The following is a 22,211-nucleotide window of genomic DNA, read 5'->3' as shown; positions in this document are numbered from 1 at the left end:
CGTCAGGCCTCGACCTGGCTCCACTGCTTAGACAGGCGCTTGTCCGACACTGGCAGCTTGGTCCCCAGTTGCTGGGCGAACAGCGACACGCGGTACTCCTCCAGCATCCAGCGATAGAGCACCAGTTCGGGGTCACGCTTGCCTTCCTGGGCGTGCTTGGCCAGGCGCGCCGAGTACTGTGCCCAGTAGCCGGCCATTTCGCCGCTCCACACGCGGTCGCGCTGGACCTGGCCGGCCACCTTGTCCAGGCGCTGTTCCACGGCCTTGAGGTAACGCGGGATTTCCTTCAGCCACTCCGCTGGCGTGTCGCGCACGAAACCGGGGTAGACCAGATTGGCCAACTGCCCCTTCACGTCGTTCAACGGCACCGTCACGGCGAGGTCGACCTTGCCCTTGAAGCGCTTCTGCAGGCCGTGCCACAGCTTGAGGATTTCCAGGGTCAGGCGGGCGATGCGTTCGGCGTGCTCGGTCCAGGCACCGCGTTTTTTCTCGGCCAGGGACGCGAGCCCGGCGCCATCGCGCGGCAGGCTGCTTTCACCGTCGAGAATGGCGCTGTCCAGGCTGGCCAGCAGAATGTCCTCGACCAACGCCTCGACGCGCCCCATCTCGCGATACAGCAGCCCCATGTCGGTCTGCCCCGGCAACTTGCTGCGCAGGAACCTGGCCGGCTCGGCCAGCTGTTGCAATAGCAGTCGTTGCAGGGCGCGGCGGTGCTGGTAGTCGGCCTCGGCCTGGGTCGGGAAGCGGTTTTCCTTGACCACGCCGGCCTCTTCCACCAGCGCCGGATAGACCGTCATCGACAGCCCGGCAACCTTTTGCTGGACCTTTTCCGCCACTCCGGCGAAACCCTTGGCCTCTACCGGCTTCTGCGGTTTGTCCGCCTGCGGGATCGCCAGCGCAGCCTGGCTGGCCTCGGCGAAGCGCGCGGTAAGCTCCGCCAGATCGCGACCTTCGCCGAGGAACTTGCCGCGCGCGTCGACCACTTCGATGTTCATCCGCAGGTGGCTTTCCACCTGGGTCTCGGCTTCCGCCCAGGCCTCTTCCGGCACACGGCTGCCGGTCATGCGCTGCAGCTCGCGGCCAAGGGATTCGGGCAGTGCGCCCTCGGCGAAGACCATCTTGCCCAGCGCCGCGCGGACGAAGTCCGGCACCGGCACGAAGTTCTTGCGGATGGCCTTGGGCAGGCTGCGCACCAGCTCGATGCATTTGGCTTCCAGCAGGCCCGGCACCAGCCACTCCAGGCGCTCGGCGGGCAGTTGCGGCAACAGCGGCGCCGGCACGCGCAGGGTCACGCCGTCACGCACGTGGCCCGGCTCGAAATGGTAGGTGAGCGGTAACTGCAACTCACCCAGTTGCAGGCGATCCGGGTAAAGACCGGCAGTGACTTCGCTGGCATCGCGGGCGAGGACATCTTCCTCGCGCATGATCAGCAGGTCCGGTTTTGCCTTGTGCTCGCGCTCGTACCACTTCTCGAAGCTGGCGGACTGATAGATATCCGCCGGCAGGCGTTCGTCGTAGTAGGCGAACAGGGTTTCCTCGTCAGCAAGAATGTCGCGCCGGCGCGCCTTGGCTTCCAGCTCGTCGAGCTTCTCCAGCAACTGGCGGTTGGCCGACAGGCACTTGGCGCGGCTGTTGATCTCGCCACGCACCAGCGCCTCGCGGATGAACATCTCGCGGGACACCGGCGCATCGATCGGGCCGTAGTGCACGGCGCGGCGGCCAATGATGATCAGACCGTAAAGAGTGACCTGCTCGTAGGCCACCACCTGGCCGCGGCGTTTCTCCCAGTGCGGTTCCAGGTAGTTCTTCTTCACCAGGTGCCCGGCCAGCGGTTCCAGCCAGTCCGGCTCGATCTTCGCGACCATGCGGGCGAACAGCTTGGTGGTCTCCACCAGCTCGGCCGCCATGATCCACTGCGGCTTCTTCCGGCCGATCACGCTGGAGGGGTGGATCCAGAAGCGCCGCTGGCGCGCGCCGAGGTAGTCCCCCTCCTCCGCCTTCTGGCCGATCTGGCTGAGCAGGCCGGAGAGGATCGCCTTGTGCACGGCGGCGTAGTCGATGTCGCGTTGCTTCGCGTCAGGCTCGCCGCTTTTGTTGGAGCGAGCTTGCTCGCGAACCGGTTTCGCGCCTTTATCGACGGCGGGCTGAGGGCCTTTATTGCTCTGGGGTTTCGCAGTGTTGGGCTGTTCGCGAGCAAGCTCGCTCCTACGAGAAGCCTCTGGCTTCGTGAAGGGCAACTGCAATTCCTTGCAGATCAACGTCAGTTGGCGGTGTGCATCGCGCCACTCGCGCAGCCGCAGGTAATTCAGAAAATTCTTCCGGCACCAGTTGCGCAGCGGGTTGGAGCCCAGCGCCTGGCGCTGTTCCTCGAAGCCGCGCCAGAGGTTGATCAGCGCGGCGAAGTCCGAGTCCGGGTCCTTCCACTGCGCATGGGCCTGGTCGGCGGCCTGCTGGCGATCCATCGGCCGCTCGCGCGGGTCCTGCACCGACAGCGCGCTGGCCACGGTGAGGACTTCCGGCAGGCTGCCCAGTTGCGCGGCTTCCAGCAGCATGCGGCCCAGGCGCGGGTCGATGGGCAGACGAGCGAGCTGGCGGCCCAGCGGCGTCAACTGGCCCTCGCGGTTCACTGCCGAGAGCTCCTGCAGCAGAGTGAAGCCGTCGTTGATCGCCTTGCCATCCGGCGGCTCGATGAAGGGGAAGGCCTCGATGTCGCCCAGGCGCAGATGGAGCATCTGCAGAATCACTGCCGCCAGGTTGGTGCGCAGGATTTCCGGATCGGTGAAGGCCGGGCGGCCGTTGAAGTCTTCCTCGCTGTACAGGCGCACGCAGATGCCTGGTTCGACCCGCCCGCAGCGGCCTTTGCGCTGGTTGGCACTGGCCTGCGAGACGGCCTCGATGGGCAGGCGCTGAACCTTGGCGCGGTAGCTGTAGCGGCTGATACGCGCGGTGCCGCTGTCGATCACGTAACGGATGCCCGGCACGGTCAGCGAGGTCTCGGCGACGTTGGTGGCGAGCACGATCTTGCGCCCCGGCATGGGCGCGAAAATCTTCTGCTGCTCGGCCGGCGTCAGGCGCGCGTACAGCGGCAACACTTCGGTATGGCGCAGGTTGGCCTTGCGCAGCATATCGGCGGCGTCGCGAATTTCGCGCTCGCCGGGGAGGAACACCAGCACGTCGCCAGGGCGCTTGCCGATCTCCCGTTCGTGGGCGGCGATCTCGTCCAACGCGCGGAGGATGCCCTGGTCCACGGAGAGATCGTCGAACAGCGCCTCGCCGTCCTCGTCCACTTCCGCCGCCAGCGGGCGGTACCAGGTTTCCACCGGGTAGGTACGACCGGAGACTTCGACAATAGGCGCATCACCGAAGTGTTTGGAGAAACGCTCCAGGTCGATGGTCGCCGAGGTGATGATCAGCTTCAGGTCAGGCCGACGCGGCAGCAGCGTCTTGAGGAAGCCGAGCAGGAAGTCGATGTTCAGGCTGCGTTCGTGGGCTTCGTCGACGATGATCGTGTCGTAGCGTTCCAGGTAGCGGTCGTGCTGGGTCTCGGCCAGCAGGATGCCGTCGGTCATCAGCTTGATCAGCGTGCTCTCGTCACTCTGGTCCTCGAAGCGCACCTGATAGCCGACCAGCGACCCCAGCGGCGTGCCGATTTCCTCGGCGACGCGGGTCGCCACACTGCGCGCGGCCAGCCGGCGCGGCTGGGTGTGGCCGATCAGGCCGTGGGTGCCACGGCCCAGTTCCAGGCAGATCTTCGGCAGCTGGGTGGTCTTGCCCGAGCCGGTCTCGCCGGCAATCACCACGACCTGGCTCTTTTCCAGCGCAGCCTTGATCTCATCGCGCTTGGCAGCGATCGGCAGGCTGTCGTCGTAGCGAATCTTCGGGATGCTCGCGCGGCGCGCCTCGACCTTCGCGCATGAGGCCTGGAAGCGCTCGGCCCACTGGGCAAGCTTGGCTTCATCGGGGTGCTTGCGCAGTTCATGGAGCTGCCGGCGCAGGCGATGGCGGTCGCGGATCATCGCGTGATCCATGCGCTGCAGGAGTTGTTCGGGGGTCGGCGTGGTATCTGGGGTCATCGGCTTCGCTGGCGTATACGCGGGGAGCGGCGCTACGCGAGCGAGGCCGGTCCCGAAAAATGGGCTGTCGTGGCGACAATCCGTGGATTGTCGCAGAGGACCGGCAAGGGCCGCCACGCCGATTGCTTGGCGACCCGGATTGGCGGGGTGTTGCGCCCCGCTTCGACTCAGGCCTGCTGGTGCTCGCGCAGCTTGGCCAGGGCGATAGCCAGGGCGGCGCCGCCCAGTGTCTTGATCAGCGTGGGATGCTGGGCATAGAAGTGGCCGATACTCTCGACCACGCCGGGGTTGGCCTTCTCTGCCTGGGCGGCCATGGTTTCCACGTCCGCAGTGCTCAGTTGGCTGGCCTGTTCCGGCGTCAGTTGCGTGGTGCCTGGCTGCAGTACCTTGCCCAACCCGCCACTCATCATCTGCGTGAGCAATGCCGGGCCGGCGACGGCCAGCAACTGGTTCAACATGCCCGCGCGCTGCACATCGCTGGACTGGCCGAACAACTGCCCCACCGTATTGGCGAAGGGCGGCGTCTGCTCAGAGTGGAACATCGCGGTGATGCTTTGGCCCAGCGCGCCGGCCGGAGCCTTTTCAAGATGCTCCTCCAGGTTGTTACCCACGGCACCAACCACTTGCTGCAACAGCGAATCCATCAAACTCATGGTGACTTCCCTCAGTTCTTTTTAGCGAACAACACGTGGTAGAGGGCGAGCAGGATGATCGCGCCGACAACGGCGCCAATGAAGCCTGCGGACTCGCCAGATTCGTAGAAGTGCAAGGCCTGGCCGGCGTAGGTCGCCAGCAGCGCGCCGGCAATCCCCAGGGCTGCGGTGATGAAGAAGCCCAGGGAGTTGCTCCCGGGCGTCAACCACCGCGCAACAAGGCCCGCAACAAAGCCGATACAGATTGTCCAGATGAGGTGCATGGCGCTAGAACTCCGTGACAGTGGGAACGCCGACCGAGGCTACGAGCGGCGGTGTCATGGAGATATCGGTGATTTCCGAAAGTAGCGCGGGGAATGGCGACTATCCCCCAGCGCGGAGGCGCCGGTGGAGGTTCCCTGACGGACGCAGGCTTGCGATCGACCAGGCAGCCGGTTGCTCGGGCTGCCACTGATTGCGCTACCGGCTTGGCACAAGCAACGGGGCACAAGCGCCCATCCATGGGGGCTTGCGATTGGAAACCACTGCGTCGCTGCGAGCGCGCAGCGCTGCTCAGATGCGGAACTGCCCCACGAGCTGGCGCAGGCGCTCGCCCACACCATTCAGCTCGGTCGCGGTACGCGCGCCCTTGGCTGCATCGTCCGCCACGCTCTCCACGCCGCCAGCGATCTGGTGCACGCTGCGGTTGATCTCCTCGGCCACGGCGGTCTGCTCCTCGGCGGCGCTGGCAATCTGCGCGTTCATCGAGTTGATGGTCCCGATCAGCTGGGCGATGGCGTCCAGCGACTGGCCGGCCTGGTTGGCCTGGCCACGGGTGCGCTCGGCCATGTCGCTGGCGCGTTGCATGGCGCTCACCGAGCCTTCGGTGGTGCCGCGCAGGCGATCGATCATCTGCTGGATTTCCCCAGTGCTCTGCTGGGTGCGGCTGGCCAGGGCGCGGACTTCATCGGCGACCACGGCAAAACCACGCCCGGCCTCGCCGGCACGAGCCGCTTCGATGGCGGCGTTGAGCGCCAGCAGATTGGTCTGCTCGGCGATGGAGCGGATCACTTCAAGCACACCGACGATGCCCTGCACGTCCTGGCGCAGGGTGTCGAGGGAATCGCTGCTGCTGCGCACCTCGCCGGCCAGGTCGTTGATCTGCGAGACACACAGGTCCACTTCGCGCTTGGCGGCCTGGCCCTCGCGGTCAGTCTGCTGCGCCGCATCGGCGGCCTGTTGCGCGCTGCGCGCGACTTCCTGGGCAGCCGCGGTCATCTCGTTGATGGCGGTGGCAACCTGATCGGTCTCGTGGCGCTGGCCGCCCATCGCGCGCTCGGAGCGCTGCGCCTGCTGGGCCACGTCACCCACCAGACCCGACAGCTGGTTCGTGGTGCCGGCGACCTGCTGCACCAGTACATGGATCTTCTCGACGAAACGGTTGAACGAGCCGGCCAGCTCGCCCAGTTCGTCATGGCGGCCCAGGTTCAGGCGATGGGTCAGATTGCCGTCGCCGGCGGCCATGTCGTCGAGGTTGTCGCGCACCTGGACGATGGGCTGGACGATGGTGCGGCTGAACAGCCCGGCGAGCAGGCCGATCACCACCAGCAGAGCCAGCGCGGCGCCGCCCATGAGCAGCAGCAGGTTGTCGATCTTGGCGTCGAAGGCGGCTCCGGCCTGCTTCACTTCACGCTCGACGTCGTCAAGGTTGAGCGAGGTACCGAACACCAGGTTCCACTTGGGCAGGTAATGCGCGTAGCCGATCTTCGGCACGATGGCATTGCCGCCCGGCAGGGTGAAGCTGTAGCGCACGTAGTGCTGGCCGCTCTGCCCCGCCGCCACCAGTTCGCGGATGGCGTAGACGCCATTGGGATCGCGGTAAGCGCTGAAGTCTTCGCCCAGGCGCTCGTCGCTGGTGCCCTGGAAGACGCGGATGGAGCGGGTGTCGTACCCCCAGAAGTAGCCGCCCTTGCCGTATTCGAGCCGTTTGAGGATCGCAATGCCCTGCGCGCGCGCCTGTGCATCGCCGTCAGCGGCAGCCTGGTAGGCCGGGCCGACAGCCGCCAGGGCGACGTCGACGAAGTTCTTCAGCTGCGCTTCGCGGTCCTGGGTGAGGTTCTCGCGAATCTGCGCTTCCTGCTGCGTAGAGAGTTGGCTCAGGGCGACCGTGGCGATGGCGCACAGCAGGACGGTCAGGATCAGGATCGGAGCGATGGCCAGGAGCAGGACCTTGGCGCGCAGACGAAGGACAGTGTTCAAGGCGGATACCTCAGGCAGGGAGGGGGCGCCGCATCCTTGCGCGCATCAAAAAACCCGCCTTGCGGCGGGTTTCTTGTATATCGGCTCAGGCCCTGATCTTCTTGAGCTCTTCGTCGCGCAATTCACGGCGCAGGATCTTGCCGACGTTGGTGGTCGGCAGGCTGTCGCGGAACTCCACGGACTTGGGACGCTTGTAGCCAGTGAGGTTGTCGTGCATGTGCTGCATGACTTGCTCCTTGGTCAGGGTAACGCCCGGCTTGGACACCACGAAGACCTTGATCGCCTCGCCGGACTTCTCGTCCGGAATGCCGATGGCGGCGCACTGCAGCACGCCCGGCAGGGTGGCGAGCACGTCTTCCAGCTCGTTGGGGTACACGTTGAAGCCCGACACCAGGATCATGTCCTTCTTGCGGTCGACGATACGCATGTAGCCGTCTTCCTGGATGATCGCGATGTCGCCGGTACGCAGCCAGCCGTCCTTGTCGAGGATCTCGTCGGTGGCTTCCTGGCGCTGCCAGTAGCCCTTCATCACCTGCGGGCCCTTGACGCACAGTTCGCCACGCTCGCCCAGCGGCAGGTCTTCGCCATCATCGCTGATGACCTTGCACAGGGTCGACGGAACCGGGATGCCGATAGTGCCGATCTGGATGTTCTGGAACGGGTTTACCGATACCACCGGGCTGGTTTCGGTCATGCCGTAGCCTTCGCAGATGGCGCAGCCAGTGACGTCCTTCCAGCGTTCGGCACTCGCCTGCTGCAGGGCCATGCCGCCGGAGAGAGTCAGCTTCAGGGCGGAGAAGTCCAGCTTGCGGAAGCCTTCGTTGTTGCACAGGCCGACAAACAGGGTGTTCAGACCGACGAAGCCGGTGAACTTCCACTGCGAGAGTTCCTTGACCATGCTGGCCAGGTCGCGCGGGTTGGTCACCAGGATGTTGTGGTTGCCGGTGAGCATCATCGCCATGCAATGGAAGGTGAAGGCGTAGATGTGGTACAGCGGCAGCGGGGTGATGAGGATTTCACAACCTTCATTGAGGTTGGCGCCCATCAGCGCCTTGCACTGCAGCATGTTGGCGACCAGGTTGCGGTGGGTCAGCATCGCACCCTTGGCCACCCCGGTGGTGCCGCCGGTGTACTGCAGCACGGCAACGTCGTCGTTGTGCGGCGAAACTTCCTTCACCGTTTTGCCACGGCCCTTGGCCAGGACGTCGGTGAGCTTCTGCGCGTTGGGGATGTTGTAGGCCGGCACCATCTTCTTGATGTTGCGGACCACGAAATTGACGATGAAGCGCTTGAGCGGCGGCAGCATGTCACCCACTTCGGTGACGATGACGTTGCGGATGCCGGTCTTGGGCAGCACTTCCTCGGCCAGGTGCGCCATGTTCGCCAGGCACACCAGCGCCTTGGCGCCGGAGTCGTTGAACTGGTGCTCCATTTCCCGCGCGGTGTACAGCGGGTTGGTGTTGACCACGACCAGGCCGGCACGCATGGCGCCGAAGACCACGACCGGGTACTGGAGCACGTTGGGCAGTTGCACGGCGATACGGTCGCCGGGCTTGAGATCGGTATGTTGCTGCAGGTAGGCGGCGAAGTCCCCGGAGAGCTTGTACATCTCGCCGTAGGTCAGGGTCTTGCCCAGGTTGCTGAAGGCAGGCTTGTCTGCAAAACGTTGGCAGGATTCTTTAAGTACCGCGAGGATGTTCGGGTACTGGTCAGCGTTGATCTCGGCAGCGATCCCCACTGGGTATTTGTCCTTCCAGAAATTGTCGGTCATGGAAGCCCACTCCTAAGCAACAGCTCATCTTTACCGCATTCGCGGTTCTTTGTTGTGTTTGTGTCGCTCTCCCCTATGGCTCGGGGAGCGAAAAGCGGGCCGAGATTATCAGCTTTGAGAAACACCGACCAGCACCAAACACAGCCTCGCCCGTAAGAAAAATGACCGGAGACAGGCTTTCCGGTCACTAGCCATCCACTCGTCGGAAAAGCCCGTCCCAGAAGGCTCGAAGCCTTGTTGGATTGTCCGACAAAGTGGATTTCAGGGAAATGAAACCGGAAAAAAGAACGGGGACAGGTCATCAGGCCAACCCTGTCACGAGGGGCAAATCGTCAGAGTTCGATCCGGCGCTTTCGTGTCGTTCCCGAGTCGGGTTCCTGTCCTTCGAGGCAGAGCAAAGACCTTCGTCGTCGTTGCAGGTCGATGAGGTTTTCACCTGCCCGGTACCGGGGAAATCACCGTCCGGAAATGATCTGCCTCAACACCTCTAGGGTTCGGATCGCGCAGAGTACTTTTGCACTCTCCTGGAGAACCCTCATGTTTCCTGAATACCGTGAAAAGATTACTCGCCTGAAAGCCGAGGACCCGCATTTTGCCAAGCTCTTCCACAGCCACAACGATCTCGACCAGGAGATCAAGAACATGGAAGCCGGCATCACCCCCGCATCGCACGACACCATCGAGACACTGAAGAAGCAGAAGCTGCAACTCAAGGACGATCTCTACGAGATCCTGCGCAAGAAGGAAGGTTGCTGTGGCGGCTGCGGTGGTTGAATAGCCCTGGCCGACAACTCGCAATCAATAAAAAAGGGGGCTGATCCTGGATCAGCCCCCTTTTTCATTCCCGCTTGCCTCAGGCGGTTTCGCGCAGCTCCCGGCGCAGAATCTTGCCCACCGGGGTCATCGGCAGGGCGTCCTTGAGCACGATGTGCTTGGGCACCTTGTAGCCGGTGAAGTTTTCCTTGCAGTAGGCCTTGAGCTCTTCAACGGTCACGCCGCCTTCGCGGGCCACCACGAAGAGTTTCACCGCTTCGCCGGATTTCTCGTCCGGCACGCCGACAGCCGCGCAGTTGGCGACTTTCGGGTGCGCCATGACCACGTCCTCGATCTCGTTGGGGTAGACATTGAAGCCGGAAACGATGATCAGGTCTTTCTTGCGGTCGACGATGCGGGTGAAGCCATCCGGATCGATCACCGCGATATCGCCGGTGCGCAGCCAGCCTTCGGCGTCCAGCACCTCGGCGGTGGCTTCTTCGCGCTGCCAGTACCCCTTCATCACCTGCGGGCCCTTCACGCACAGCTCGCCACGCTCGCCCAGGCCGACGTCATTGCCGTCGTCGTCGATGACTTTCAGCGCGGTGCCCGGCACCGGAATGCCGACCGTTCCCAGTCGCGCCTGGTCGCCGTAGGGGTTGGTGCTGACCACCGGAGAAGTCTCGGTGAGGCCGTAGCCTTCGACCACGGTGCAACCGGTCATGGCTTTCCAGCGCTCGGCGGTGGCGGTGACCAGCGCGGTGCCGCCGGAGTTGGTGACCTTCAGGTTGGAGAAGTCCAGCTCCTTGAATTCGGGGCGGTCCATCAGGGCGACGAACAGGGTGTTCAGGCCCAGCAGCGCGGAGAAGCGCCACTTCTTCAGCTCCTTGATAAAGCCGGGGATATCGCGCGGGTTGCTGATCAGTACGTTGTGGTTGCCGTTGACCATCATGCACATGCAGTTCGCAGTGAAGGCATAGATGTGGTACAGCGGCAGCGGCGCGATCATCACCTCGTTGCCGACCTGCATCAGCGGCTTGCCGTCCGGGCCGTGCTGCTGCAGGCAGGCATGCACCTGCTGCATGTTCGCCACCAGGTTGCCGTGGGTGAGCATGGCGCCCTTGGCCACGCCGGTGGTACCGCCGGTGTACTGCAGGACTGCAATGTCTTCCAGGCCGACCTTGACCGGCTGCAGGCCATGCCCGCGCCCCTGGCGCAAGGCCGACTTGAAGGAGACGGCCTGGGGCAGGTTGTACTCCGGCACCATCTTCTTCACGTGCTTGACCACGGTGTTGACCAGCAGGCCCTTGAGCGCGGGCTGCAGGTCACCCATCTGCGCTTCGATCAGGTATTCGATGCCGGTATCGGGCAGCACTTCCTGCACCAGCTTGCCGAACAGGTTCACGTAGACCAGCGCGCGGGCACCGGAATCCTTGAACTGGTGGCGCATTTCGCGGGCGGTGTAGAGCGGGTTGGTGTTGACCACGATCAGCCCGGCGCGCAGGGCGCCGAACACGGCGATGGGGTATTGCAGGATGTTCGGCATCTGCACGGCGATACGGTCGCCGGGCTTGAGGTCGGTGTGCTTCTGCAGGTAGGCGCCGAAAGCGGCAGACAGGCGGTCCAGCTCGGCGTAGGTCAGGGTTACGCCCATGTTGCTGAAGGCCGGACGGTCGGCGAATTTCTTGCAGGAGCGCTCGAAGACTTCCACCACCGATTTGTAGGCGGTCAGGTCAATGTCGCTGGGCACGCCGGCCGGGCGTTTGTCGTTCCAGAAATCAGGTTGCATTTATTCTTGTCCTCATACCTGAGCGAAACCGAACCGTCATTGCGGTCATTCGACGGAAGCTAACAGTTCCTTTGGTCATCGCAAAGACTCCAGGCGGCGTCATAGACTGCGTGAATCTTGCTCCACCATCCCGGCATAGCCCGGGATAGAGCCCACGGCCGCCTGCGGCAAGCCTTGCAGGGCGACGACCGGGCGCCAACAGCAATCCATACAGAAGATGTCCCGGCGTGGCAGAATCGCCCCGTCCGGCCCCTTCCATGGCCCCCATTCCAATAAGAATCGACGAACAAGAAGCAGGATGGACCCCATGCCCTACGCCGCCTACTGGCTTGCCGCCAGCGACGAGACACCGCTCTACACCCGCCACTGGGCGCCGGAAGGCCGGTCCCGCGGAGCCCTGATGCTGTCCCACGGCATGGCCGAGCACGCCGGCCGCTACGAGCGCCTGGGGCTGGCACTGAACGCCGCCGGCTACCACCTCTACGCCATCGACCAGCGCGGCCACGGCCGCACCGCCGAGAACGGCGAGCTGGGCCATTACGCCGACCGCGGCGGCTGGGGCAAGGTGATCGGCGACCTGCACACGCTCAACCAGCATGTGCGCGAGGAACACCCGGACCTGCCGATCATTCTGCTCGGCCACAGCATGGGCAGCTACATCGGCACTGCCTACCTGATGCAGCACAGCGCCAGCGTGCAGGCCGCCGTGCTCTCCGGCTCCAACTACCAGCCGGTGGCACTTTACAAAAGCGCTCGTGCCATCGCCCGCTTCGAACACTGGCGCCAGGGCCCGCTGGGGCACAGCGCGCTGATCGACTTCCTGTCCTTCGGCTCGTTCAACAAGGCCTTCAAACCCAATCGCACCGCCTTCGACTGGCTTAGCCGCGATCCCGTCGAAGTCGACAAGTACGTCGCCGACCCGCTGTGCGGCTTCCGTTGCAGCAACCAGTTGTGGCTGGACCTGCTCGGTGGCCTGGCCGATATCACGCCGACCGAACACCTCGCGAACATTCGCAGCGACCTGCCGGTGCTGGTGATCGGCGGCGAGCGCGACCCGGTGAGCCAGGGCAAGCGCCTGCGCGATCTCGCCCAGGCGATGACCCGCGCCGGGGTTCGTGACGTCCAACTGAAGATTTATCCCGACGCCCGTCACGAGTTGTTCAACGAGAGCAACCGCGACGAGGTCACCCGCAACCTGATCGACTGGCTGGCGGCGCACTGCCCCGTCCCGCAGGTCGAGAAAACTGAGGAGCCCCTATGACTGCCGTGCAAAACATCCCCTATGAAGAACTCGAAGTCGGTCAGAAGGCCAACTTCCAGCGCAGCGTCACCGAGCGCGACATCCAGCTGTTCGCCGAGGTCTCCGGCGACCGTAACCCGGTGCACCTGGACGCCGAGTACGCCGCCACCACCCAGTTCAAGGAACGCATCGCCCACGGCATGCTCACCGGCGCGCTGATCAGCGCGGCAATCGCCACCACCCTGCCCGGCCCGGGCACCATCTACCTCGGCCAGAACCTGAGTTTCACCCGCCCGGTGAAGCTCGGTGACGAGCTGACGGTAGAACTGGAGGTGCTGGAGAAGCTGCCGAAGAACCGCGTGCGCATCGGCACCGTGGTACTCAACCAGGACGGCAAGGCCGTGGTGAAAGGCGAGGCTGAAGTGCTGGCGCCCACCGAGAAACTGAATATCGAACTGCCCGCGCTGCCGCCGATCACCGTCGGCTGACGCAGATTCCGGGGCCGGCCAGCCGGCCCCGGAAACTTGTATACAGTTTCCCGCTCAACTACCCTGCCCCCGTCACTTCACATTCATCCGGGATAACCGAAGGCTTCGTGCCCGAAACCCCTCACCGGGAATCGGAGCCGCCATGGACCTTCGACTGCTATTGCTGTCCCTCTGCACCTTCGCCGCGGGCCTCGCCGAGGCCATCCTCACCGGCATCCTGCCTTCGCTCGCCGCTGACCTGCAGGTTTCCCTCAGCCTCGCCGGCCAGCTCACCAGCCTGTTCTCCCTGAGTTTCGCCATCGCCGCGCCTGTGCTCGGCTGGCTTACCCGCGGCGCCGATTGCCGGCGGCTGCTGGTCATTACCCTGCTGGTGTTCGCCGCGTTCAATGCCGGTGCCGCACTTAGCCCCGGCTACGCCACGCTGTTGTTGATGCGCATCGGCATGGCCGCCTGCTGCGGGCTGCTGATCATGCAGGCCAGCCTGCTGGCGGTGGAACTGGCGCCGCCGGCTCAACGCGGGCGGGCCATCGGCCTGATCTTCATGGGCATCAGCGGCTCGCTGGTGTTCGGTGTTCCGGCTGGCGTACTGGTCAACGACTGGTTCGGCTGGCGCTGGATCTTCGCCGCCATCGCCCTCTACTCGCTGCCGCTGGCCGTTCTGCTGCGCCTCGCCCTGCCCCGGTGCCGCCTGGAGAGCCCGGCCAACGCTGCAGCTTACAAGCGCCAGTTGCGCAGCCCAGCGCTGAACCTGGCGCAACTGGTGTCGATCCTGCTGCTGGGCGGGCACTTCACGCTGTTCGCCTACATCACGCCGTGGTTTCAGCAGATCGCCGGGATCACCGACAGCCAGGGTATCGCGCTCACGTTGCTGCTGATCGGCCTGGCGGCCATCGGTGGCGGCTATCTGGGCGGTTGGCTGAGCGACCACCTCGGGCACCGCCGCACGCTGCTGGTGGTCCCCGTGCTGTTCGGCCTGGCGATGCTGGCGATCCCACTGAGCCTCGGCCACCCCTGGCTGCTGCTTGGTGCACTGATGGTCTGGAGCACCATCAGCTGGATGATTTCGCCAGCGGTGCAGAGCTACCTGCTGGCCAGCGATCCGGCCAGCGGCAGCGCCGGAGTGGCGCTGAACACCTCGGCGATGCACCTGGGGGTGGCCCTCGGCGCGGCGCTGGGAGGTGCAGTGATCAGCCTGGCCGGCATCGCCTGGACGCCCTGGGTCGGCGTCAGCCTGGTAGCCGCGTCGGTGCTGTGCGCAGCGCTATCCTGCCGGTTCGGGCGTGAACCGCAGGTGGAGGGGCTCAGCGCTCCTTCACGGTGACGCTGGCGGTCATCCCGGCGCTCAGGTGCACGCCCTCGGGCACCTTGTCGAGATGAATACGCACCGGGATGCGCTGCGCCAGGCGCACCCAGTTGAAGGTGGGCTCGACATTGGCCAGCAGTTGGCTGTCGGGGATCGCGTTGCGGTCGGTGATGCCGCTGCTGACGCTCTCCACAGTGCCGTCGATGGCAATGTTGCCGCTCATCAGCACCACCTGGGCCGGCTGGCCGACGCGGATGCCGGGCAGCTTGGTTTCCTCGAAGTAGGCGGTGACGTAGAACGACTTCTGGTCCACCAGGGCCATCATCGCCTGACCGGCCTGCACATAGTTGCCCTGCGCCAGGCGCAGATTGGTGATCTGCCCGTCACGCGGGGCACGCATCTCGCTGCGTGTCAGGTTCAGTTGCGCCAGGCGCACCTGGGCCTGCGCCTCGTCGTATTCGCTCTTGGCGATGGCGGCGTTGATCTGTGAGGTTTCCTTGTCCTCGGCACTGATGGCGGCAATACCCAGCTTGCTGCGCCGCGAGGCCTCACTCAGGCGCAGCAGGTACTGCTGGTGCCGGGTTTCAGACAGGGCCTTGGCCTGTTCCAGGTTCGCCGCGTAGCGCTCGTGATCGATGCGCATGATCAGGTCACCGGCCTTGACCTGCTGGTTGTCCTGTACGGCGAGGTCGGTGACCCAGCCGGACACATCAGGAGCAATCACCACTACATCGGCGCGCACCCGCGCATCGCGGGTCCACGGCGAGAGCATGTAGTAGCGCCACAGCCAGGTACCGGCGAGCACGGCAGCGATGACCAGAATGATGGTGACAGTTACGCGAAGGTATCCGCGCATACAGCTTCTCCTCTCAAGGCGCAGTACTGAGCGCCCAGGTGATGGCGCAGAGAATCAGTACGAACAGCGCACAGTCGAACAGCGCCTCGTGCCAGATCCAGCGCCCGAAGGGGGTGGCCTGCAGCAGCAGGCGCAACACGACCGTCAGGCCCAGGGCAAGCACCGCGTAGATGAACAGCGGGCTCAGGAACACCCCGCCCCAGCCGTACTCATGCAGTCCCATTGACGTCCTCCAGACGGCACCACTGGCGCCAGGTATGGCGCAACTGCGCCAGCGCGGCGCGGGCCAGACGGTTGGGTTCGTTGTCGCCCTGCAGATCGTGCGTGAGGGCTTCGTCCAGGGCCGGACACAGGCTTTCCAGACGCTGCTCGCGCCCTGCCCCAGGGCCCTTTTCCAGCACGCTGCCCAGGGCGCCGAGGAACTGGTCGCGACGCTTGCGCAACTGGCCATGCGCACCGTTGAGGCAGGCACGCAGGTGGATCAGTTCGTTGCCCAGGTCAAGGGCGAACAGGCCGTCCTGCCAGCGCCGCTGCTCCTCCCTGGGCAACAGGGTGTAGTGCCGCGCCAGGCGGATCAGGCGGTCGGCCATGCGCCCGCCAAACCAGCTCTCGGCTTCGGCCAACGGCCGCCGGGTCAGGCGCCCGAGGTCTTCGCAGGTGGCCTGGATCAGCCGGCGGTTGAGCCAATCTGCAGGTAGCGTGAGCAGACGGAACACCAGAACCGCGAAGCCTACGCCGATGACGATGCCCTGGGCGGAATTGAGCAGGTTGGCCAGGTCGTACTTCATCACATTGCTCGGCGCCACCAGGGTGATGAAATGGATCGAGAAGGACGTCGCCGTGCCCGCCAGCGCCGGCGTGGCCATGCCCAGCAGGGCGAAGAACAGCGGCACGCCCAGCGCCAGGCAGAGCAACGGGAAGCCGTTCCACTGCGGCAGCAGCCACTGGCTGACGACGGCTGCCGCCGGAATCGCATAGAGAATCCCGCGCAGGAATCCCAGGCCGATGGTGACGGCATTGTCGCGGTTGGCGAACAGGCTGCAGATCACCGCCGCCAGCAGCATGCCGCCGGTAGCCGCCGGCCAGGCAGTAGCCATCCAGAAAGCCGACATGCCCAGCAGCGCCAATGCACTGCGCAGACCATAGAACAGCGCCATGAGCCAGTCGCGGTGCCAGGACAGGGTGCCAGTGGCGACATCGTCCACCCGCCCGTCGGCAACCGCACGCATGGTCTGCTCCGAGCTCAGCGCCTTGAGCAGCAGCAAGGAGCAGCGAGTCAGGCAGTAACGCAGGTCGTTGGAGTAGTTTTCATCCAGGCCGGCCTCCTGCAGGCGCTCCTGCAACGAGCGCATGGCGTCGACCTGGGGGTCCTCCAGGGTGGCGCGCAGCTCCTCGAACCAGGGTTGCAGGCGCGCCCGGTCTTCGGCATCCAGCACGCTGCGTTGACGAGCCACGCCGCGCGCGGTGCGCAGCAGGCTGAGCAGATCGCGGGAAAGAATCCGCAGCGCGCGCGAACGCATCCGCCCACGGTACCCCTCGAACCAGGCGTGGTCGCGTTGCACATCGACCTCGACGATCTTGCCCAGCGCCTGCAGCAGGCCCTTGATCTGCCGCGCATCGGCATCGATCTCGCTGCGCGCGGCCTGCATGCCGGTGAGCCAGGTAGCGTGGGCCTGCTTGTCCAGGTTGGCCTCGACGCGCCGCGGCCAGAGGATGGCGCTGACCGCCGAAGCGCAGAGAATCCCCAGGCAGATTTCCGTACTGCGCGCCACGGCCTGATCGAAAACGTCCAGCGGATGGCTGATCGCCGGCAGGCCGATGATCGCCACGGTGTAGCCGGACAGCACGAAGGCGTAGGAGACATGATTGCGCAGGGTCGTCGAGGCCGCCGTGCAGAGGCCGAGCCAAAGCGAGATGGCCAGCAGGAACAGCCAGGGTGTCTGGGCAAACAGCGCAATCATCACCACCGACATGATGGTGCCGACCACCGTGCCGATCAGCCTGAAGATGCCCTTGGCTACCACCATGCCCGACAACGGCTGGGACACGATGAACACGGTCATCAACGCCCACTGTGGCTGCTCCAGGTCGAAGCGGAAGGCGCACCAGAGCGCCAGGCCGCCGGCAAGCAGGGTCTTGATCGCGAATTTCAGCGCCAGCGTATCCGGCGCGAGGAATGCCTGTAGCGTAGGTCGCACGCGGTCTCTCGAAAGGGTCCGGGTCTATCGCTTAACGATAGTCGGCAAAGGGAATGACGGAATCGTTGCTCATAATATTATTAGCAAGCTAACAATATGTCATCCCCACTTTCGTCGAGGCAAAAAAAACGGGCGACCTAAGTCGCCCGAAGTGCCTTGCGTGCTCTGTGTATCTGTAAGGATCAGCTCTTCTTGTGGCTGTCCTTCCAGATGAAAATTCCGACCCCACCGAAGAAAACAACCATCAGTCCGACGGTAAGGATGCCTGCTAGAACCACTTCGTCGATGAACATGATGCTGGCCTCCTGTTGCCTCACATCGTCTGGGGATGTGTGCAGATTACCGGCGGCCGGGCGGGGCAAATTGACCTGGATCAATGGTCGACAAGGCGCTTTCCGAGGAGGGCCGGAGCACTGACGCAGGTCAAGTTTCGACGGCGATCGGGTGCGGCGGGAAGCCGCGCAGAGCGGGGCCTTGCGGCCCTGGGAGGGGGTAAATCAGCGTTTCTTGGGCTTGCTCTTGCCTTTCTTGCGCGGCTTGCCCAGAGGCAACGCCTGCTCGAAGGCCTTGCGCACGTCCTGCAGACGCTTTTCGTGCACGTCGTGGATGCGCTTGTCGCGCTCGGCGGTGAAGTCGATCAGCTTGTCGTCGTTGCTCATGGCAGGGCATGCACCAGGCGGAAAGTCAGATTCAGGCGCGGCGCAACCGGACGGCGCGTCTTGGCGACCTGATGCTGCCAATAATGCTGTGTCGCGCCGGACATGACCAGCAGCGATCCACCGGGCAGCTCAATGGAATGTTCGATTGTGTTTCTCCCCTTGCGCCGCAGGTCGAAGCGACGCGTACCGCCCAGGTTCAGCGAGGCAACCAGCGGGTTGCGCCCGAGCTCGGGCTCGTCGTCGCTGTGCCAGCCCATGGAGTCCTGGCCGTCGCGGTAGTAGTTGAGCAGCACGCCGTTGAAGCGCTGGCCGGCCGCCTCTTCCACGGCGGCACGAATCTGCGCCAGCAGCGGCGTCCAGGGTAATGGTGCGTGGGTCAGCCCGGAGTATGTATAGAAAGCCTCGGCGTCGCCGTACCAGTTGACCAGGCGCGGCACCGGATAATCGCGGCCGTGCAGGTGCACCTGTGGCTGCTCCCAGGGCGTCTCGGCGAGCAATTGCTCCAGCCAGCGAGCCGCACGTAATGGTGGGCACCAGTCGGGAATCAGGCGCAACTCGGCATCGGCAAGCAGGATCGGGGCGTCGTCGAAAAGCATGGAAAGCTCGCAGGAACCAGCGGTGCGGTCAGTCTACGCTGCTGCGCGGTCAGACCTCGACATCGATCCACAGCCCTTTGCGCTGGGCAGCCTGCACATCCGCGCCCAGCTCCTCCACTTCCTCCAGTTCTTCCAGCGCTTCGCCCTCCGGCGTGCCATCGGCAAGCTGGCGGCGCTTGCGCCGGCGCTGGTACTCCTCGCGCAGGGCCTCTTCGTCCGGGCGGCGCTCCAGCTCAACGCCAGCATTGCCTGCGCTGGGCGCAGGCGGTGTCACCGGGGTGACATCCGGTCGCGGCTTGGGCACGTCCTGCTGCGCAGTGACAGGTGCCAGACTATGCGGAATGGGCGGCAGCATGATGCTGGGTCCGGGGCATCAGCCCCTGCAGGAAGCGCTGTGGGAAGTCCTCTGGTCAGGCTATCGGCGCAGCGGCGACAGACTTGAGCGCGCCTCGCTACACTTTCCACGATTTGCGATGAGTGCGCCTCGGCCACAGGCCCCGCCGATAATTTCGGACGACCGGAGGCGCCGACGGCCATCGCTGAACGCTGCGCGTTCCGGTACCATAGCCGGCTTTTTTGGGAGGTGTCCATGGCGCAGTATCAACCCGGTCAACGCTGGATCAGCGACAGTGAAGCGGAACTCGGGCTGGGGACCATCCTGGCGCTGGACGGCCGCATGCTCACAGTGCTCTATCCCGCCACCGGTGATACCCGCCAGTACGCCGAGCGCAATGCGCCGCTGACCCGCGTGCGTTTCGCCCCGGGCGACGAGATCACCCATTTCGAAGGCTGGAAGATGACCGTCCGCGAAGTGGACGAGATCGACGGCCTGCTGATCTACCACGGCCTCACTGCGCAGAACGAGCAGCACACCGTCCCGGAAACCCAGCTGTCGAACTTCATCCAGTTCCGCCTGGCCAGCGACCGCCTGTTCGCCGGGCAGATCGACCCGATGTCCTGGTTCGGCCTGCGCTACCACACCCTGGAACACCGCACCCGCCTGCTGCAGTCCTCGCTCTGGGGCCTGGGCGGCGCCCGCGCGCAACCCATCGCGCACCAGTTGCACATCGCCCGCGAAGTCGCCGACCGCATGGCGCCGCGCGTCCTGCTGGCCGACGAAGTGGGCCTGGGCAAGACCATCGAAGCGGGCCTGGTGATTCATCGCCAACTGCTCTCCGGCCGCGCCAGCCGCGTGCTGATCCTGGTGCCGGAAAACCTGCAGCACCAGTGGCTGGTGGAAATGCGCCGGCGCTTCAACCTGGAAGTCGCATTGTTCGATCGCGAGCGCTTCGTCGAGAGCGATGCCAGCAACCCCTTCGAAGACACCCAACTGGCCCTGGTGGCCCTGGAGTGGCTGCGCGAGGATGAAAAGGCCCAGGACGCCCTGTTCGCTGCCGAGTGGGACCTGCTGGTGGTCGACGAGGCGCACCACCTGGTGTGGCACCCGGAGCAGGCCAGCGCGGAATACCAGCTGGTGGAACAGCTTTCCCAGGTCATCCCCGGCGTGCTGCTGCTCACCGCGACCCCGGAACAGCTCGGCCTGGACAGCCACTTCGCGCGCCTGCGCCTGCTCGACCCGGACCGTTTCCACGACCTCGAAGCCTTCCGCAGCGAAAGTAGCCAGTACCGCCCGGTTGCCGAGGCGGTGCAGGAACTGGTCGACCAGGGCACTCTCTCCCCTGCCGCGCGCCAGGCCATCCACGGTTTCCTCGGCAGCGAAGGCGACGAGCTGCTGGCCAGCGTCGAGGGTGGCAACGAAGAGTCCCGTGCACGTCTGGTGCGCGAGCTGCTCGACCGCCACGGCACCGGCCGCGTGCTGTTCCGCAACACCCGCGCTGCGGTGCAGGGCTTCCCGGAACGCCAACTGCATCCCTATGTGCTGGCCAACCCCATCGAGTACATGGAGCTGCCGCTGGGCGAGCACCCGGACCTCTACCCGGAAGTCAGCTTCCAGGCCCAGGCCGAGGATGGCGACGAGAACAACCGCTGGTGGCGCTTCGACCCGCGCGTCGAGTGGCTGATCGACACCCTGAAGATGCTCAAGCAGTACAAGGTGCTGGTGATCTGCGCCCACGCCGAAACCGCGATGGACCTGGGCGACGCCCTGCGCCTGAAGTCCGGCATCCCGGCCACCGTGTTCCACGAAGGCATGAGCATCCTCGAACGCGACCGCGCCGCCGCCTACTTCGCCGATGAAGAGTTCGGCGCCCAGGTGCTGGTCTGCTCGGAAATCGGCAGCGAAGGCCGCAACTTCCAGTTCGCCCACCACCTGGTGCTGTTCGACCTGCCGGCCCACCCGGACCAGCTGGAACAGCGCATCGGCCGCCTGGACCGGATCGGCCAGAAGCACACCATCCAGATCCACGTGCCGCACCTGGAGAACAGCCCGCAGGAACGTCTGTTCCAGTGGTACCACCAGGCGCTGAATGCCTTCCTCAACACCTGCCCCACCGGCAATGCCCTGCAGCACCGCTTCGGCCCGCGCCTGGTGGAACTGCTGGACGGCGGCGACGATGACGCCTTCGCGGCCCTGCTGGCCGAAGGCACCGCTGCCCGCGAAGCGCTGGAAGCCGAGATGCACAACGGCCGCGACCGCCTGCTGGAGCTCAACTCCGGCGGCGCCGGCGAAGGCGAGGCGCTGGTAGCAGAGATCGAGGAACAGGACGACCAGTTCGCCCTGCCGATCTACATGGAGCGCCTGTTCGACACCTACGGCATCGACAGCGAGGACCATTCCGAGAACGCGCTGATCCTGCGCCCGAGCGAGAAGATGCTCGACGCCAGCTTCCCGCTGGGCGACGACGAAGGCGTGACCGTCACCTACGACCGCGCCCAGGCCCTGGCCCGCGAAGACATGCAGTTCCTCACCTGGGAACACCCCATGGTGCAGGGCGGCATGGACCTGGTGCTGTCCGGCTCGCTGGGCAATACCTCGGTGGCGCTGATCAAGAACAAGGCACTCAAGCCCGGCACCGTGCTGCTGGAACTGCTGTTCGTCAGCGAGGCCGTGGCACCGCGCAAGCTGCAGCTCGGCCGCTTCCTGCCGCCAGTGGCGCTGCGCTGCCTGATGGACGCCAACGGCAACGACCTGTCCTCGCGCGTGTCCTTCGACACCCTGAACGACCAGCTGGAAAGCGTGCCGCGCGCCAGCGCCAACAAGTTCGTGCAGGCCCAGCGCGATGTGCTGGCCAAGCAGTTCGCCGTGGCCGAGACCAAGATCACCCCGCGCCATGCTGAACGCGTGGAAGCCGCTCGCCAGCAGCTGAAAGCGACCCTGGACGAAGAGCTGGCGCGCCTGACCGCGCTCAAGGCCGTCAACCCCAGTGTGCGTGACAGCGAGCTGGACGCCCTGCGCAAGCAGCGCGATGACAGCCTGGCGATGCTGGACAAAGCCTCGCTGCGCCTGGAGGCGATCCGCGTGCTGGTTGCCGGCTGACCCCGCACCCGAAATGAAGAAGCCGCCACCGGGCAACCGGTGGCGGCTTTTTTCATGGGCACCTGTCCATGCCAGCCTGTGTGGGAGCAACTGTCTTTCTCGGGAAGCCCGTGCCGATGCTTTCCCCTCACCCCAGCCCCCTCCCGGGGGAGAGGGCG

General features: G+C 65.0%; 18 protein-coding genes. 5 read left to right on the top strand and 13 right to left on the bottom strand.

Annotation, left to right across the window (positions count from 1 at the left end):
- Positions 1–2: 2 nt before the first annotated feature.
- The 5 genes from hrpA to fadD1 all read right to left on the bottom strand — a co-directional run bounded on the left by hrpA (position 3) and on the right by fadD1 (position 8,735).
- On the bottom strand, positions 3–4,073 hold the full coding sequence (gene hrpA, locus N5C91_RS03245; RefSeq protein ID WP_279827951.1) for an ATP-dependent RNA helicase HrpA: 4,071 nt from the start codon (positions 4,071–4,073) through the stop codon (positions 3–5).
- 167 nt (positions 4,074–4,240) lie between these two features.
- Entirely contained in the window at positions 4,241–4,726 is a 486-nt protein-coding gene (locus tag N5C91_RS03240) for a hypothetical protein (protein ID WP_236171730.1), read from the bottom strand.
- Between the two features lie 11 nt (positions 4,727–4,737).
- The gene (locus N5C91_RS03235; protein WP_236201473.1) at positions 4,738–4,989 is read right to left on the bottom strand and encodes a GlsB/YeaQ/YmgE family stress response membrane protein; all 252 of its coding nucleotides are present in this window, start codon (positions 4,987–4,989) and stop codon (positions 4,738–4,740) included.
- Positions 4,990–5,278: 289 nt separating this feature from the next.
- On the bottom strand, positions 5,279–6,964 hold the full coding sequence (locus N5C91_RS03230; protein WP_279827947.1) for a methyl-accepting chemotaxis protein: 1,686 nt from the start codon (positions 6,962–6,964) through the stop codon (positions 5,279–5,281).
- An 85-nt stretch (positions 6,965–7,049) separates the two neighbouring features.
- Positions 7,050–8,735 (bottom strand): long-chain-fatty-acid--CoA ligase FadD1, encoded by a 1,686-nt coding sequence (gene fadD1, locus N5C91_RS03225; protein ID WP_279827945.1) that lies wholly within the window; start codon positions 8,733–8,735, stop codon positions 7,050–7,052.
- A gap of 537 nt (positions 8,736–9,272) precedes the next feature.
- Between fadD1 and N5C91_RS03220 the strand changes: the two genes are divergently transcribed.
- On the top strand, positions 9,273–9,509 hold the full coding sequence (locus N5C91_RS03220; RefSeq protein WP_236171737.1) for a YdcH family protein: 237 nt from the start codon (positions 9,273–9,275) through the stop codon (positions 9,507–9,509).
- Positions 9,510–9,588: 79 nt separating this feature from the next.
- On the opposite strand, the gene fadD2 is transcribed toward N5C91_RS03220, so the two are convergent.
- Positions 9,589–11,277, bottom strand: a complete 1,689-nt coding sequence (fadD2, locus tag N5C91_RS03215; RefSeq protein WP_279827943.1) for a long-chain-fatty-acid--CoA ligase FadD2 — start codon at positions 11,275–11,277, stop codon at positions 9,589–9,591.
- Positions 11,278–11,584: 307 nt separating this feature from the next.
- On the opposite strand from fadD2, the gene N5C91_RS03210 reads away from it, so the two are divergent.
- The 3 genes from N5C91_RS03210 (at position 11,585) to N5C91_RS03200 (ending at position 14,326) form a co-directional block, all read left to right on the top strand.
- Positions 11,585–12,538 carry an alpha/beta hydrolase gene (locus N5C91_RS03210; protein WP_236171742.1) on the top strand — a complete coding sequence of 318 codons (954 nt, stop codon included), beginning with the start codon at positions 11,585–11,587 and terminating at the stop codon, positions 12,536–12,538.
- Complete coding sequence (locus N5C91_RS03205; RefSeq protein WP_236171744.1) at positions 12,535–13,005, top strand: MaoC family dehydratase; 471 nt, start codon at positions 12,535–12,537, stop codon at positions 13,003–13,005. Before N5C91_RS03210 ends, N5C91_RS03205 begins: the two co-directional genes overlap by 4 nt.
- Positions 13,006–13,147: 142 nt before the next feature.
- Positions 13,148–14,326: an MFS transporter gene (locus N5C91_RS03200; protein WP_279827937.1), complete on the top strand. Its 1,179-nt coding sequence runs from the start codon at positions 13,148–13,150 to the stop codon at positions 14,324–14,326.
- On the opposite strand, the gene N5C91_RS03195 is transcribed toward N5C91_RS03200, so the two are convergent.
- The 7 genes from N5C91_RS03195 to N5C91_RS03165 form a co-directional block, all read right to left on the bottom strand.
- Positions 14,307–15,164 carry an HlyD family secretion protein gene (locus N5C91_RS03195; protein WP_279827935.1) on the bottom strand — a complete coding sequence of 286 codons (858 nt, stop codon included), beginning with the start codon at positions 15,162–15,164 and terminating at the stop codon, positions 14,307–14,309. The genes N5C91_RS03200 and N5C91_RS03195 overlap by 20 nt on opposite strands.
- A 13-nt stretch (positions 15,165–15,177) precedes the next feature.
- Entirely contained in the window at positions 15,178–15,387 is a 210-nt protein-coding gene (locus N5C91_RS03190) for a DUF1656 domain-containing protein (protein WP_236171751.1), read from the bottom strand.
- Entirely contained in the window at positions 15,374–17,362 is a 1,989-nt protein-coding gene (locus N5C91_RS03185) for an FUSC family protein (RefSeq protein WP_279827932.1), read from the bottom strand. The genes N5C91_RS03190 and N5C91_RS03185 overlap by 14 nt, the downstream gene beginning before the upstream one ends.
- Positions 17,363–17,544: 182 nt before the next feature.
- Entirely contained in the window at positions 17,545–17,655 is a 111-nt protein-coding gene (gene ccoM / locus N5C91_RS03180) for a cytochrome c oxidase subunit CcoM (RefSeq protein WP_024764625.1), read from the bottom strand.
- 204 nt (positions 17,656–17,859) lie between these two features.
- Entirely contained in the window at positions 17,860–18,021 is a 162-nt protein-coding gene (locus N5C91_RS03175; RefSeq protein WP_088419735.1) for a hypothetical protein, read from the bottom strand.
- Positions 18,018–18,617 (bottom strand): alpha-ketoglutarate-dependent dioxygenase AlkB, encoded by a 600-nt coding sequence (locus N5C91_RS03170; protein WP_236171755.1) that lies wholly within the window; start codon positions 18,615–18,617, stop codon positions 18,018–18,020. The genes N5C91_RS03175 and N5C91_RS03170 overlap by 4 nt, the downstream gene beginning before the upstream one ends.
- Positions 18,618–18,666: 49 nt before the next feature.
- Positions 18,667–18,972, bottom strand: coding sequence for an aspartate-semialdehyde dehydrogenase (locus N5C91_RS03165; RefSeq protein ID WP_236171757.1), 306 nt, complete (start codon positions 18,970–18,972; stop codon positions 18,667–18,669).
- Between the two features lie 228 nt (positions 18,973–19,200).
- Between N5C91_RS03165 and rapA the strand changes: the two genes are divergently transcribed.
- Positions 19,201–22,053, top strand: a complete 2,853-nt coding sequence (rapA, locus tag N5C91_RS03160; protein WP_279827927.1) for an RNA polymerase-associated protein RapA — start codon at positions 19,201–19,203, stop codon at positions 22,051–22,053.
- Positions 22,054–22,211 lie beyond the last annotated feature (158 nt).

It is taken from the genome of Pseudomonas sp. GD03903 (genome assembly GCF_029840045.1).
GTDB classification, from domain to species: domain Bacteria; phylum Pseudomonadota; class Gammaproteobacteria; order Pseudomonadales; family Pseudomonadaceae; genus Pseudomonas; species Pseudomonas pseudonitroreducens.
This window is presented reverse-complemented; position numbering and strand designations above follow the sequence as displayed.

Excerpts from the sequence above, each read along its gene's own strand:
- N5C91_RS03165 (WP_236171757.1), bottom strand. The coding sequence starts at position 18,972 with ATGCTGCCGCCCATTCCGCATAGTCTGGCACCTGTCACTGCGCAGCAG.
- N5C91_RS03240 (WP_236171730.1), bottom strand. The coding sequence starts at position 4,726 with ATGAGTTTGATGGATTCGCTGTTGCAGCAAGTGGTTGGTGCCGTGGGT.
- N5C91_RS03205 (WP_236171744.1), top strand. The coding sequence starts at position 12,535 with ATGACTGCCGTGCAAAACATCCCCTATGAAGAACTCGAAGTCGGTCAG.
- fadD2 (WP_279827943.1), bottom strand. The coding sequence starts at position 11,277 with ATGCAACCTGATTTCTGGAACGACAAACGCCCGGCCGGCGTGCCCAGC.
- N5C91_RS03170 (WP_236171755.1), bottom strand. The coding sequence starts at position 18,617 with ATGCTTTTCGACGACGCCCCGATCCTGCTTGCCGATGCCGAGTTGCGC.
- N5C91_RS03190 (WP_236171751.1), bottom strand. The coding sequence starts at position 15,387 with ATGGGACTGCATGAGTACGGCTGGGGCGGGGTGTTCCTGAGCCCGCTG.
- N5C91_RS03175 (WP_088419735.1), bottom strand. The coding sequence starts at position 18,021 with ATGAGCAACGACGACAAGCTGATCGACTTCACCGCCGAGCGCGACAAG.
- N5C91_RS03220 (WP_236171737.1), top strand. The coding sequence starts at position 9,273 with ATGTTTCCTGAATACCGTGAAAAGATTACTCGCCTGAAAGCCGAGGAC.
- hrpA (WP_279827951.1), bottom strand. The coding sequence starts at position 4,073 with ATGACCCCAGATACCACGCCGACCCCCGAACAACTCCTGCAGCGCATG.
- N5C91_RS03210 (WP_236171742.1), top strand. The coding sequence starts at position 11,585 with ATGCCCTACGCCGCCTACTGGCTTGCCGCCAGCGACGAGACACCGCTC.
- N5C91_RS03200 (WP_279827937.1), top strand. The coding sequence starts at position 13,148 with ATGGACCTTCGACTGCTATTGCTGTCCCTCTGCACCTTCGCCGCGGGC.
- fadD1 (WP_279827945.1), bottom strand. The coding sequence starts at position 8,735 with ATGACCGACAATTTCTGGAAGGACAAATACCCAGTGGGGATCGCTGCC.
- ccoM (WP_024764625.1), bottom strand. The coding sequence starts at position 17,655 with ATGTTCATCGACGAAGTGGTTCTAGCAGGCATCCTTACCGTCGGACTG.
- N5C91_RS03235 (WP_236201473.1), bottom strand. The coding sequence starts at position 4,989 with ATGCACCTCATCTGGACAATCTGTATCGGCTTTGTTGCGGGCCTTGTT.
- N5C91_RS03195 (WP_279827935.1), bottom strand. The coding sequence starts at position 15,164 with ATGCGCGGATACCTTCGCGTAACTGTCACCATCATTCTGGTCATCGCT.